Source organism: Pseudomonas citronellolis, assembly GCF_900112375.1.
Taxonomy (GTDB): domain Bacteria; phylum Pseudomonadota; class Gammaproteobacteria; order Pseudomonadales; family Pseudomonadaceae; genus Pseudomonas; species Pseudomonas citronellolis.
The window spans coordinates 210,307-223,562 of the sequence record NZ_FOLS01000007.1 but is presented as its reverse complement, the minus strand read 5'-3'; the positions used below and the strand labels follow the sequence as shown (position 1 = coordinate 223,562).

The following is a 13,256-nucleotide window of genomic DNA, read 5'->3' as shown; positions in this document are numbered from 1 at the left end:
CTGGGTTATTCCCCTTCGGGCCAGCGCAAGCGCTGTTCGCGATGGAGCCGCGTCCCGCGTTCGCGGGAATGACGGGGTGGGGTTAGGGGTGTGAGGATGGCGCCTGACCGACGCGTCGCTCAGGACAGCCCCCTCTCCCTTCAGGGAGAGGGTTGGGGAGAGGGAGCGGAGTCACCCTAAAACATCAATGCATCCGGGAAACACCATTCGCGAGCAAGCTCGCTCCTACAGGAAAGACACCATGCCTCCCTGGACTGTAGGAGCGGACCTTGTCCGCGATTAACTCAGGTCTCGAAATAGAAACTCTGGAACCGCTCCGCCAGTTGCACGGTGAGTTGCGCCGCCTGCATATGGTTGGGATGGGGCCCATAGTCCTGGGCCGTCTTGAGCGACTCGAAACTGACGATCATGGCGAAGTCGAAGCTGTCGTCCGAGCCGACGCTGCCCAGGTTGGCCCGGGGGCCGAAGCGGACTTCGCTGACGCCGGGGATCTGCCGCAGGCTTTCGCAGGCGGCGGTCAGTTGGGCGATGTGTTCCAGGTTGCCCGGCTCTTTCAGCCAGGACACGACTACGCAATGCACGCTCATGGGCAGCACTCCTCTGTTGGTTGCGGGTTGATGCAGTTGCGCAGCGGCGCGCCCTGCAGGGCGTCGAGCAGGTTGTCGAAGGCCTCGAGGGTCATGCGCTTGTGCGTCTCGCGGGTGGAGGCGCCGTTGTGCGGCGACAGCACCAGGTTGGGCAGGCCGAGCAGCGCCGGGTTCACCGCCGGCTCGCCTTCGGTGACGTCCAGCCCGGCCGCCGCCAGCCGGCCTTCGCGCAGGGCCGTGGCCAGGGCGGTTTCATCCACCAGGCCGCCGCGGGCGGTGTTGATCAGGATGGCCTCGGGCTTCATCCGCGCCAGCTGCGGCGCGCCGATGATGTGGTGGGTGGCGGCGCTGTAGGGCAGTTGCAGGATGAGCGCGTCGCTCTGCTCCAGCAGGCTGTCGAAGTCCAGGTAGCGCACGCCGAGCCGGACTTCTTCCTCCACCGGCAGGCGCCGCCGGTTGCAGTAGGTGACGTCCATGTCGAAGCCGCGGGCGCGCTTGGCCACTTCCATGCCGATGCTGCCCAGGCCGAGGATGCCCAGCTGCTTGTGGTGCACGTCCTGGCCGAACAGCGGCGAGGAGTCGGCGCGCCAGCCGCCGCCGCGGACGAAGGCGTCGGCCTCGACGATGCGCCGGGCCGCGGCCAGCAGCAGGCCGAAGGCGAGGTCGGCGGTGGCCGCGGCGACCGCCTTGGGCGTGTTGCAGACGCGGATGCCGCGGGCCGTGCAGGCGGCCACGTCGATGTGGTCGAAGCCGGCGCTGACGGTGCTCAGCACCTTCAGGCGCGGGCAACGCTCCAGCAGGGCGGCGTCGATGCGGTCGGCGGGCAGCACCAGGGCGTAGTCGGCCCCGCTCAGCAGCTCGCCCAGGTCATCCGGGAGGCCGCGTTCGGGCATGCGGAGCTCGGCCCTTTCGCGCAGGCTTCCCAACAGCGCATCGGGTACCTGGCGCGACAGGGCGATGCAGGGAATGCTGTTCATCGCTGGCTCCTCAGTCGCGATAGCTGGTGTCGATGCGGTTGAGCTTGCGCAGCAGCGCCGGCCAGACGAAGTCGCCGCCCTGGCCGCCGGTCTGCTTGTCGACCACCTCGGCCACGCCGTCGATGATCTGCGGATCGACCTGCACCAGCTGGCCGCCGGCCTGGGCCGCCAGCTGGATCTGGCAGGTGGTCTCGAAGGTGTACATGTTGAGGAAGGCGTCGGCGACGCTGCGGCCGACGGTGAGCAGGCCGTGGTTGCGCAGCATGAAGAACAGCTTGTTGCCCAGGTCCGCCTGCAGGCGCGGCTTCTCGTCGTCGCGCAGGGCCACGCCCTCGTAGTCGTGGTAGGCCAGCGAGGAGAGCACGAAGGTGGACTGCTGGCTGATCGGCAGCACGCCGCATTCCTGGGCGCTGACCGCGACGCCGGCGCGGGTGTGGGTGTGCAGCACGCACTGGATGTCGTGGCGCGCGGCATGGATGGCGCTATGGATGACGAAGCCGGCGCGGTTGGCGTCGTAGGGGCTGTCGATCACCTTGTTGCCGTCCTGGTCGATCTTCACCAGGTTGGAGGCGGTGATCTCGTCGAACAGCAGCCCGTAGGGGTTGATCAGGAAGTGATGCTCGGGGCCGGGGACGCGGGCGCTGATGTGGGTGAAGACCAGGTCGGTCCAGCCGAACAGGGCGACCAGCCGGTAGCACGCGGCGAGGTTGACGCGCAGTTGCCATTCTTCGTCGCTCACCTGGTCGCGGACATGGGGGAGGGCGAGTTCGTGGGCCATGGGGCATTCCTTCTTGTAGGTGTTGTGGTGGAGCGCCCGAGGCTAAGGCGTGGCGGGGGCCGGCGACTGTCCTGAATTTGACGTCCGTCACGCCGGCGCCCGCTCCGCCGTCGCGGCCGTTTGGGGGAGGCCGCCGATGCGCCTTGTGCTGGTTCGCCCGTCGGCCGAATAATGGCGGCAACGTCCCGGATTCCATGGAGCCTTCAGGCGTGACCTTCCCCTCGATGTTGTCGGAGTCCCATCTCGCCGTGCTGCTGGCCAGCCCCTGGTTCGGCGGCCTGCCGGAGCAGGTTCGCGACGACATGCTGGCCCGCGCCGGCGTGCGCGCGCTGAACACCGGCCAGCAGCTGTTCCGCTGCGGCGAGCCGCCGGATGGCCTGTACATCGTGCTGCAGGGCATCATCCGCCTGAGCAACACCACCCGCGATGGCCAGGAGGCGGTGCTGAACTTCTACGAGCCGGGCACCTGGCTGGGCGAGGTGTCGATGCTCGACCACAGCAACCGCCTGCACGACGCCCATGCCCACGTGCCCTCCCAGGTGCTGCACATCAGCCCGCTGGCGCTGGGCGAGCTGTGCGATCGGCACCCGGCGCTGGTGCGCATGCTGCTGGACCTGGAGGTGTCGCGCCTGCGCGCCATGCTGGTGGCCTTCTCCGCGTTTTCCACGCAGTCGCTGGAGCAGCGCCTGGCCGGGCGCCTGCTGGGGCTGAGCGAATCCTTCGGGGCGAAGGAGGCCGAAGGGGTGAGCCTGGACCTGCGGCTGTCCCAGGAGTCCATGGCGCAGCTCATCGGCGCCACCCGCCAGCGCGTCAACCAGGTGCTCAAGCAGTGGGAGCAGCAGGGCCTGATCCGCCAGCGCTACGGCCAGCTCCTGCTGCTGCGCCCGGACGCCCTGCAGACGCTGGCCCAGGAGCGGCCGGACCGCTAGCCCAGCGAACCTAGGTGCCCGCCGCCGGCTGGCCCGCGGCCTGCAGTTCGGCGCGCCGGTCGTGGGCGCGCTCGATCAGGTAGGCGCGGATCTGCTCCACCTGCTCCGGCGCCAGCCGCCCGGCGAACGGCGGCATGCCCCGGCCGGCCCGCGCGCCGGCGACGATGCTCTGGAAGTCCTCGTGCGTCTGCGCCGTCATGTAGCGCAGGTCGGGGATCACGTTCGCGCTGAAGGCGCCCAGGCCGTGGCACACCCCGCAGTGCTGGCGGAACAGCTGGTCGCCGGCCGCCACCGTGGCCGCGTCGGCGCTCAGCGGCGGCGGCTCGGGCAGTACGATGGCGCGCCGCCGGACCGCGGGCATGGGCGCGCTGCCGCCGAGCCTGAAGGTGAACACCCGGGCGTCGGGCACGCCGCGGGTGCGCTCGGACAGGGCGCCGAAGGTGATCGGGTAGGCGCCGCCCCAGCCGCTGCTGAAGGTCACGTACTGCTCGCCGTCCACGCTGTAGGTGATGGGCGCGGCCACCACACCGCTGCTCACCTCGCGCTGCCACAGCAGCTTGCCACTGTCGGCCGCGTAGGCCAGTAGGCGGCCATCGTGGGTGCCCTGGAACACCAGGTTGCCGGCGGTGGCCAGGGTGCCGCCGTTGGCGATCTGCGCGTAGGGCACCGACCAGACCTCTTTCTGCCGAAGCGGGTCCCAGGCCTGCAGCTTGCCGGTGTAGATCTGCGCGAATTCGTCGATGCTCTTGCTGTCCCGGGGCATCGGCGGGATTTCCATCCCGGTGTTCCACTGGCCCTTGGCGGGCGTATCCAGCTTCGCCTTCGGGTGGTGGATGTCGGCCGTCGATTGCGTGGGGATGTAGACCAGGCCGGTCTTCGGGCTGTAGCTCATCGGGTGCCAGTTGTGCCCGCCCTGGGAGCCGGGGAACACCAGCCTGGCCTCGCCCTTGCTCCAGTAGTCGGCCGCCTCCGGGTCGATGAGCGGCCGGCCGCTGTCCAGGTCCACGCCCTTGGCCCAGTTGACCTTGGGGGCGTACTGGGCGGCCGAGAGCAGCTTGCCCGTGGCCGCGTCCAGCACGTAGAAGAAGCCGTTCTTCGGCGCCTGCATCACCACCTTGCGCGGCTTGCCGTCGATGGCCAGGGTGGCGACGATGATGTGCTGCGTGGCGGTGTAGTCCCAGGCGTCGCCCGGCGTGGTCTGGTAGTGCCAGACGTACTGCCCGGTGTCGGGGCGGACCGCGACAATGGAGGAGAGGAACAGGTTGTCGCCCTTGCCCTGCGAGCGCTGGCCGTAGTTCCAGAAGGCGCCGTTGCCGACGCCGAGGTAGAGCAGGTCGAGTTCGGCGTCGTAGGCCATCGAGTCCCACACGGTGCCGCCGCCGCCCTGTTTCCAGTACTGGTCGCCGAACCAGGTCTTGCGGATCATGCCGATGGTGTCGCTCTCGTCGCCCTTTGCCGGGTCGCCCGGCACGGTGAAGAAGCGCCAGGCCTGCTTGCCGGTCTCGGCGTCGTAGGCGGTGACGTAGCCGCGCACGCCGAACTCGCTGCCGCCGTTGCCGATCACCACCTTGCCCTTGATGATGCGCGGGGCGCCGGTGATGGTGTAGTTGCGCGCGTGGTCGAGCACGGTGTCCACCGACCACAGGCGCTGCCCGCTGCGCGCGTCCAGCGCTTCCAGCCGGCCGTCGTACACGCCCACGTAGACCTTGCCGTTCCACACCGCCACGCCGCGGTTGGCTGCGTCGCAGCAGCCCGAGCCCTGGATGCCGCGGTAGACCCCGGGGTCGTACTTCCACAGCAGTTCGCCGGTGCGCGCGTCCAGCGCGTGGACGATGCTGTAGGCGCTGGTGGTGTACATCACGCCGTCCACCACCAGGGGCGTGGCCTCGACCACGCGGTCCAGCCCGAAGCCGTAGTTCCAGGCCAGGCCGAGCTGCCCCACGTTCCCCTCGTTGACCTGCTCCAGCGGCGAATAGCGCTGTTCGCCGTAGGTGCGGCCGGTGCTCATCCAGTTGCCGGGCTCGCTGTCGGCGGCGTTCAGGCGCTGGGCGTCGACCGCCGCCGGGCCGCCGGCCCAGGCCAGCGGAGCCGCGAGCAGCAGCGCCGCCCCGGTATTCCAAGGTGCTTTCATGGTTCGTTCCCTCATGGCGCCGCCAGCGGCGGCTCGTTTCGGGCGAGGCTCGGTGTGCAGGACGGTGCCCCGGCGGCAGGCCGCCGCCGGGGCTGGCCGTCAGGCGTGACGCGCAGTGCCGGTCACGGTTCGAGCCCCAGCGCAGCCGCCACCTGCGGGTAGGCCACCGTGTCGATCAGCTGGCGCGTGGCGGCGCCGTAGGGCGGCGTGATCAGCTCGAAGCTGCCGCCGGCGCGGCGCTCGTAGAAGCCGCGCGGGTTGGAGAACTCGCGGAAGCCTTCCTCGCCGTGGTGCCGGCCCATGCCGCTGGCGCCCACCCCGCCGAAGCCCATGGCGGCCAGCGCGCCCTGCATCACGGCGATGTTGAAGCACACGCCGCCCGAGCGGGTGCGCGTGGCGATCGCCTGGCGCAGCGCCGGGTCGTCGCTGAAGAGGTAGATGCCCAGCGGCGTGTCGCCCTGGTTGATGCGCGTGACGAGGTCGTCGGTGTCCTTGTAGGTCTGGATCGGCAGGATCGGACCGAAGATTTCCTCGCGCACCACCTGGGCGTCGTCGCGCGGGTTGACCACGATGTGGAAGGGCATGTCGCGGGTGCCGGCATCCATCTCGCGGCCGATGCGGATCACCTGCTCGCTCTTGCCCTGGGCGTCCTCCAGCAGGCGTTGCAGGCGCTCGACATGGCGCTGGTTGATGATGCCGCTGGCGCTGCTGGCGCCGTTGTCGTGGCCGAAGCTGTGCTGCATCACTTCGCTCAGGGCCTTCACGAAGTCCTGCAGGCCGTCCTCGGGCACCAGCAGGTGGTCGACGGTGATGCACAGCTGGCCGCGCTTGATGGCCTTGATGCCGGCGATGGCCGCCAGCGTCTGCGCGTCGCCGAGCTTGTCGCGGCCGACGATGGTGGGGTTGCGCCCGCCCAGTTCGAGGGTGACCGGCACCAGGTTCTCGGCGCAGCGCTTCATGATCTCGCGGCCCACCGCCGTGCCGCCGGTGAACAGCAGGTGGTCCCAGGGCAGCGTGGCGCAGTGCCGGGCCAGCTCCAGGTCGCCGTTGACCACCGCGACCTCGTCCTCGGCGAAGTAGGCCGCGAACATTTCCTGCAGCAGGGCGCCGCTGTGGGGCGTCAGGTCCGAGGGCTTGAGGATCACCCGGTTGCCGGCGCCGAGCATGTCGATGAGCGGGCCGACGCCGACGTCGAAGGGGAAGTTCCACGCCGCCATGTTGCACACCACGCCCTTGGGGCTGTACTGCACGTAGGCCCGCGACTCGCCCTGGGTGGCCGGGTCGACCGGCTTGGCGATGGGCTTCATCCACTGCTGGACGTGGGCGCAGTCGAAGCGCACGCGCTCGACCATCGGCAGGATTTCGGTGAGGTCCGCCGCCGCGCCCGGATGGCTGCCGAAGTCTGCCGCCAGCGCTTCGTGGATCCTGGCGCGGTAGCTGTACATCATCGGCACGATGCGCGACATGCGTTCGATGCGCGTCTCGGCGCTGGGGAACATGTCCTGGGCGAAAGCCGCCTTCTGCAACGCGAACAGGCGCTCCAGGCGCTGGATGGGGGGTTGCGTGGTCATGAAAGGTCTCCGGTGGGTAGCCGCGCGTCCCGTCCCGGATGGAGCGGGCCGTGCGGGAGGGCGCTGGCCCCCGGCCAGGGGCACGGGGGCAGCAAGATGCTCGGGCCGACGGCGTCGATGTCGGTGTGGCCGCAGAAGGCCATGCTCAGGCTCAGTTCGTTGTGGATGATCTCCAGCGCGCGGCTCACGCCGGCCTCGCCGAGGGCCCCCAGGCCGTAGACGAAGGCGCGCCCCAGCAGGCAGCCGCGCGCGCCCAGGGCGCGGGCGCGGAGCACGTCCTGGCCGCTGCGGATGCCGCCGTCCATCCAGACTTCGGTCTGCGCGCCGACCGCCTCGACTATCGGCGGCAGCGCGCGGATGCTCGACTGGGTGCCGTCGAGCTGGCGCCCGCCGTGGTTGCTGACCACGATGGCGTCGGCGCCGCGGGCCACGGCGTTGCGCGCATCGTCCACGTCCTGGATGCCCTTGAGCAGCAGCGGGCCGTCCCACCAGCGGCGGATTTCGACGACGTCGGCCCAGTTCAGCGACGGGTCCAGCTCGCCGCCGCGCCAGCGCGCCATGTCGGCCATGCTGTCGATGCCGGGCGCGTGGCCGACCACGTTGCCGAACGCCCGTCGCGGCGTGCCGGCCATGCCCAGCGCCCAGCGCGGGTGCCTGGCCACGTCGAGCAACTGGCGCAGGTTCATGCGCGAGGGGTCGGTCAGGCCGTTCTTCAGGTCCTTGTGGCGCTGGCCCACCAGCGACAGGTCGAGGGTCAGCACCAGCGCCGTGCAGCCGGCCGCCCTGGCGCGCTCGACCAGGCGCCGGGCGAAGGCGCGGTCGCGCATCACGTAGAGCTGGAACCAGAAGCCGGGGCCGGCGTGCTCGGCCACGTCCTCGATGGAGCAGATGCTCATGGTGGACAGCGTGAAGGGCACGCCGAAGGTCCGCGCCGCGCGCGCCGCGAGGATTTCGCCGTCGGCATGCTGCATGCCCAGCGCGCCCACCGGGGCGAGCGCCAGCGGCATGGAGGCGCGCTGGCCGAGCAGGGTGGTGGCGGTGCTGCGCCGGTCGATGTCGATGGCCACGCGCTGGCGCAGCAGCAACTGCTGCAGGTCGGCCTGGTTGGCGCGGTAGGCGCTCTCGGTCCAGGAGCCCGAGTCGGCGTAGTCGTAGAACATCCGCGGCACGCGGCGTTGCGCCAGGGCACGCAGGTCCTCGATGCAGGTGATGCAGGTCATGGCGCGCCGCCGTCGAGCAGCTTGCCCGGGTTGAGGATGCCGGCGGGGTCCAGCGCGCGCTTGATCGCGCCCATCAGCGCGCGTTCCTGCGGGCTGCGGGTGATCGACAGCCAGGGCTTCTTCTCCAGCCCGATGCCGTGCTCGGCCGACACCGAGCCTCCACGCGCGCGCAGTTCCGCGTAGACCAGCGCTTCGATACGCGGCTTGAACCGTTCGAGGTCGGCGTGGGGCAGGGTGACGACCAGGTGCAGGTTGCCGTCGCCCAGGTGGCCGAACACGTAGAGCCAGTGCGCCTTGGCTTCCGCGAGCAACAGTCGCTGCACCTGGCGCACGTAGCCGTCCATCTCGGCGATCGGCAGGGAGATGTCGAAGCCCAGCGGCATGCCGTGCCGCATCACCTGTTCCACGTCGTCGCGCAGGGCCCAGAAGGCCTGCGCGTCGGCGTCGGAGCGGGCGAGCACCGCGTCGCTCAGCAGCCCTTGCTCCAGGGCCGCTTCGAGCGCGGCCTCGAAGCGCTGGCCGTCGGCTTCGCGCTGGCTGCCCTGGGCCTCGACCAGCACGTAGAAGGGGTGCTCCTGGCCCAGCGGCGGCAGGCTCCTGGCCGGCGGCGTGGTCACCAGGCGGTAGAAGGACTGCCACATCACCTCGAAGGACGACAGCGAGCCGCCCAGCGCGCGGTCCATGTGGCGCAGCAGCCCGGCCACAGCATCGAAGCCCGGCGCTGCCAGCAGCGCGGTGTGGCTGGCCAGCGGCTTCTCGCGCAGGCGCAGCACCAGGCGGGTGATCACCCCCAGGGTGCCTTCGCTGCCGATGAACAGCTGCTTGAGGTCGTAGCCGGTGTTGTTCTTGATCAGCGGGTGCAGGGACGACACCACGGTGCCGTCGGCCAGCACGGCCTCAAGCCCCAGCACCATGTCGCGGGTCATGCCGTAGCGCAGCACGCGGGTGCCGCCGGCGTTGGTGGCGGCGGTGCCGCCCAGGGTGGCGCTGCCGCGCGCGCCCAGGTCCAGCGGGTAGACCAGGCCCTGGGCCTCCACGGCTTCCTGCAGGGCCTGCAGGGTGACGCCGGCCTGCACGGTGGCGGTGCGCTGTTGCGCGTCGATGGCCTCGATGGCGCGCATGCGCTCCAGCGACAGGATGATCTCGCCGGGCCCGGCATCGGCGCCGCGCACCAGGCCGGTCAGGCCGCCCTGGGGCACCACCGGCAGCTGGCGCTGGTGGCACCAGCGCAACACGGCGGCGACTTCCCCGGTGCTGGTCGGGCGCACCAGCGCCCGCGCCCGCAGGTGGTCGGCGCGGAAGGCGCCGGCCGAACGGCTGGCGAGATCGGTCGCGCAGAGCACGCCGTTGTCGCCGACGATGGCGCGCAGCGCCTCGACGATGGGGTCCATGGGTATTCTTCTCCTAGCGGGGAGCGGTGGACGCTCGGGCGGTGTCGTGCAGCGAGGCCTTGAGCTGCGCGCGTTCCTTCTCCACCTGCTCGACGTGGCGCTGGCGCACGTGGCCATAGCCGCGGATCTTCTCCGGCAGCGAGGCCAGGGCGACGGCGGTGTCGAGGTTGCCGGCGTCGAGGGTGGCGATCAGGCCGTCGATCTCGCGCTCGTACTCGGCCAGCAGGCGCAGCGCCAGCCGGCGTTCGGCGCTGTGGCGGAAGGGGTCGAGGAGGGTGCCGCGCAGGCCCTTGCAGTGCTTGAGCAGGCCGAAGGCCTTCAGCAGCCACGGCCCGACCTCCCGCTTGTACGGCTTGCCGTGTGGGTCCAGGCCGCCGAAGGGCCAGGCGCCGACGTTGAAGTGGACCTTGTAGTCGCCCTCGAACACGGCATCGAGTTCTTGCCTGAAGGTGGCGGAAGCGTAGAGGCGGGCGACTTCGAACGCGTCCTTGATCGCCAGCAGCTTGAAGTAGTAGCGCGCCACCGCCGTGCTGAAGCGCTCGCCCAGTCCCTGCCCGCGCTCGGCCGCCATGGCGCGGTCCACCAGCGCCTTGTAGCGCCGGGCATAGGCCTTGTCCTGGTACTCGGCCAGGTAGGCCATGGAGCGCTGGACGATGGCGTCGAGGGACATGTCGAGGCGCGGTGCGGGCGCGACCGGCTTGCCGGCGCAGGCGGCTCGTTCCACCGCCTGCAGGTCGACCGCCGCGCGGCGGCCCCAGAGGAAGCTGGCCTTGTTGAAGTCGACCTGCACGGCGTTGAGTTCCAGCGCGCGCATGATGGCCGCGTGGGACAACGGTACGCTGCCCAGCTGCCAGGCCGCGCCGAGCATGAACATGTTGGCGGCGATGCTGTCGCCCATCAGTTGCGCGGCGATGCGCAGGCCCTCCATGGCCAGCAGCTGGCCGTCGCCGCAGCGCTGGCGGATGCGCTCGACCAGCGCGCCGGCGTCCATCTTCCAGTCGGGGTTGCGTGCGAAGTCGCTGGTGGGCACCAGGTCGCTCGCCACTATCACCCGGGTGCGGCCCGGGCGTACGCGCAGCAGCGCCTCGTCGCCGGCGGTCACCACCAGGTCGCAGCCCACCAGGGTGTCGGCTTCGGCCGTGGCGATGCGCGTGGCATGCAGGCGCTGCGCGTCGGCGGCTATGCGCACGTGGGACATCACCGCGCCGTACTTCTGCGCAAGACCCGTGACGTCCAGCACCGAGACCGCCAGCCCCTCGGTGTGCGCGGCCATGCCGAGCACCTGGCCGATGGTGACCACGCCGGTGCCGCCGACGCCGGTGATCAGCAGCGAGAAGTCGCCGGCGAGCGCCGGCAGCGCCGGTTCCGCGATGGCCGGGAAGTCCGCCGCGCCTACGCCCGCGGTGCGCGTCTTGCGCAGCTTGCCGCCGTGCACGGTGACGAAGCTCGGGCAGAAGCCCTCGACGCAGGAGTAGTCCTTGTTGCACGAGCTCTGGTTGATCTTGCGCTTGCGCCCGAAGGGGGTTTCCAGCGGCTCGATGGACAGACAGTTGGAGGCCCTGGAGCAGTCGCCGCAGCCCTCGCAGACAGCCGCGTTGATGAAGCTGCGCTTGGCCGGGTCGGCCCACTTGCCGCGCTTGCGCAGGCGCCGGCGCTCGGTGGCGCAGGGCTGGTCGTAGACGATCACCGACACCCCTTCGATCTCGCGGCAGCGCAGCATCACCGCGTCGAGTTCGGCTCGGTGCAGCAGCGGCACGCCGGCCGGCAGGCTGCCGGCGGGGTGCTTGGCCAGGTCGTCGGTCAGCACGAAAATGTGCCGGACGCCCTCGGCCATCAGCTCGCTGACCACCTGCGGCACCGTCAGCTCGCCGTCGATGGGCTGGCCGCCGGTCATGGAGACGAAGCCGTTGAACAGCACCTTGTAGGTCATGTTGGCCTTGGCCGCGATGGCCTGGCGGATGGCCAGGAAGCCGGAATGGAAGTAGGTGCCGTCGCCGATGTTGACGAATACGTGCTTTTCCCGGGTGAAGCGGTGCTGGCCCAGCCAGTGCATGCCTTCGCCGCCCATCTGGGTGAACATCGGCGGCGTCTTGATCGGGTCGTGCAGCACGGCCATGGCGTGGCAGCCGATGCCGACCATGGCCCGCGAGCCGTCGGGCACCTGGGTCGAGCGGTTGTGCGGGCAGCCCGAGCAGAAGCCGGGGTTGCGATTGGGCGAGGCCGGGTCGGGCAGGCCGGGCAGCTTGTTGGTGGCCGGCGGCAGGGCCATGGCGGGCAGCTCGGGGTGCAGCTTGCGCAGTTGCCCGTGGATGGCGTGCATGATCTGCGTCGGCGACAGCTCGCCCCAGCCCTGCAGCACCGCCTCGCCATGCTCGGGCGCGAAGGCCTGGGCCGCCGCGTACTTGCCGGCCACCCGCGGGTGGTTGGGCAGCGCCAGGTCGTAGAGGATGCCCTTGACCTGGTCTTCGAGGATGCCGCGCTTTTCCTCGACCACCAGGATGGCGTCCAGCCCGTCGGCGAATTCGCCGACGAACTGCGGGTCCAGCGGCCAGATCAGCCCGGCCTTGCCGATGCGCAGGCCCAGCTCGCGCTGGCGCTTCTCGTCCAGGCCCATCCCGGCCAGGGCCTGCAGCACGTCCTGGTACGACTTGCCGGCCGACAGCACGCCGAGCCGGGCGCCGGGCACTTCCTGCAGCAGATGGTTGAGCCGGTTGGCGCGGGCATAGGCCACGGCCGCCGGCAGCCGGTGGTTGACCAGGCGTTCCTCGCCCATCAGCGGGATATCGAAGGTGCGGATGTTCAGGCCCTGGGGCCCCAGGTGCGGGGCAACCTGCAATTCGGGCAGGACGATGCGCGGCGAGTCGGGGCCGACGCGCACCGAGCCGCCGCCCTCGACCACGTCGTTGTGCACCTTGAAGCCCACGGCGCAGCCGCTGAAGCGGCTCATGGCGAAGCCGTACAGGCCCAGGTCGAGCAGTTCCTGGGTGTTCGACGGGTAGAGGATCGGCAGGCCGGCAGCGATGAAGATCGGGTCGGAGAAGTTGATGACCGAGGAGGACTTGACGCCGTGGTCGTCGCCGGCGATGGCCAGCACGCCACCGTGCCTGTGGGTGCCGGCGCTGCCCAGGTGGCGCATGGCGTCGGCGCTGCGGTCGGTGCCCGGGCCCTTGCCGTACCAGATGCCGAACACGCCGTCCACGTTGGCGCCGGGCAGCAGGCCCGCGTACTGCGAGCCCCACACCGCGGTGAGCGCCAGGTCCTCGTTGACCCCCGGCATGAAGTGGATGTTGTTGGCCTCCAGGCGCGCCTGCTGGGCCCACAGCTCCATGTCGTAGCGGCCCAGCGGCGAGCCGCGGTAGCCGGAGATGAAGCCGCCGGTGTCCAGGCCCGCGGCCTGGTCGCGCCAGCGCTGCTGCAACGGCAGGCGCGACAGGGCCTGGGTGCCGGTGAGGTAGATCCAGCCGTCGCGGATTTCGAACTTGTCGTCGAGACTGACGCCCTGGCGAGGCAGAGGGGCATTCATCACGGTGTCTCCTGCTTATTCTTGTTCTGGCGCCTTGTGCGCGGTACAAGCGACGGGGCGGGCAGGGCGTGCCCGCCGGGCGGCTCGTGGCGCCACGACGATCGTTGGAAAAATAGTGCGGCGCGATACCGCCGGAGACTGTTAGGTAT

9 protein-coding genes are annotated in these 13,256 nt (G+C 70.5%); 1 reads left to right on the top strand and 8 read right to left on the bottom strand.

The genetic code is table 11. The features are described 5' to 3' along the window. Positions 1-284: 284 nt before the first annotated feature. Genes BM060_RS09330 through BM060_RS09320 form a run of 3 tightly spaced genes read right to left on the bottom strand, consistent with a single transcriptional unit; the run spans position 285 to position 2,342 of the window. On the bottom strand, positions 285-587 hold the full coding sequence (locus tag BM060_RS09330; RefSeq protein WP_074979383.1) for a Dabb family protein: 303 nt from the start codon (positions 585-587) through the stop codon (positions 285-287). After that, entirely contained in the window at positions 584-1,564 is a 981-nt protein-coding gene (locus tag BM060_RS09325; protein WP_074979381.1) for a 2-hydroxyacid dehydrogenase, read from the bottom strand. The genes BM060_RS09330 and BM060_RS09325 overlap by 4 nt, the downstream gene beginning before the upstream one ends. A 10-nt stretch (positions 1,565-1,574) precedes the next feature. Beyond that, positions 1,575-2,342 (bottom strand): class II aldolase/adducin family protein, encoded by a 768-nt coding sequence (locus BM060_RS09320; protein ID WP_058070924.1) that lies wholly within the window; start codon positions 2,340-2,342, stop codon positions 1,575-1,577. A gap of 209 nt (positions 2,343-2,551) precedes the next feature. On the opposite strand from BM060_RS09320, the gene BM060_RS09315 reads away from it, so the two are divergent. Further along, complete coding sequence (locus BM060_RS09315; protein ID WP_081884662.1) at positions 2,552-3,271, top strand: Crp/Fnr family transcriptional regulator; 720 nt, start codon at positions 2,552-2,554, stop codon at positions 3,269-3,271. Positions 3,272-3,281: 10 nt separating this feature from the next. Here BM060_RS09315 and BM060_RS09310 read toward each other — a convergent pair whose 3' ends face one another. The 5 genes from BM060_RS09310 to BM060_RS09290 all read right to left on the bottom strand — a co-directional run bounded on the left by BM060_RS09310 (position 3,282) and on the right by BM060_RS09290 (position 13,107). Beyond that, positions 3,282-5,402, bottom strand: a complete 2,121-nt coding sequence (locus tag BM060_RS09310) for a PQQ-dependent dehydrogenase, methanol/ethanol family (protein ID WP_074979379.1) — start codon at positions 5,400-5,402, stop codon at positions 3,282-3,284. Positions 5,403-5,524: 122 nt separating this feature from the next. After that, complete coding sequence (locus BM060_RS09305) at positions 5,525-6,973, bottom strand: aldehyde dehydrogenase family protein (RefSeq protein ID WP_074979377.1); 1,449 nt, start codon at positions 6,971-6,973, stop codon at positions 5,525-5,527. Further along, positions 6,970-8,193: an alpha-hydroxy acid oxidase gene (locus BM060_RS09300; protein WP_074979375.1), complete on the bottom strand. Its 1,224-nt coding sequence runs from the start codon at positions 8,191-8,193 to the stop codon at positions 6,970-6,972. Before BM060_RS09300 ends, BM060_RS09305 begins: the two co-directional genes overlap by 4 nt. Then, positions 8,190-9,584, bottom strand: coding sequence for an FAD-binding oxidoreductase (locus BM060_RS09295; protein WP_174672432.1), 1,395 nt, complete (start codon positions 9,582-9,584; stop codon positions 8,190-8,192). The genes BM060_RS09300 and BM060_RS09295 overlap by 4 nt, the downstream gene beginning before the upstream one ends. Positions 9,585-9,597: 13 nt before the next feature. Beyond that, positions 9,598-13,107 carry an indolepyruvate ferredoxin oxidoreductase family protein gene (locus BM060_RS09290; protein WP_074979373.1) on the bottom strand — a complete coding sequence of 1,170 codons (3,510 nt, stop codon included), beginning with the start codon at positions 13,105-13,107 and terminating at the stop codon, positions 9,598-9,600. Positions 13,108-13,256: the final 149 nt, after the last annotated feature.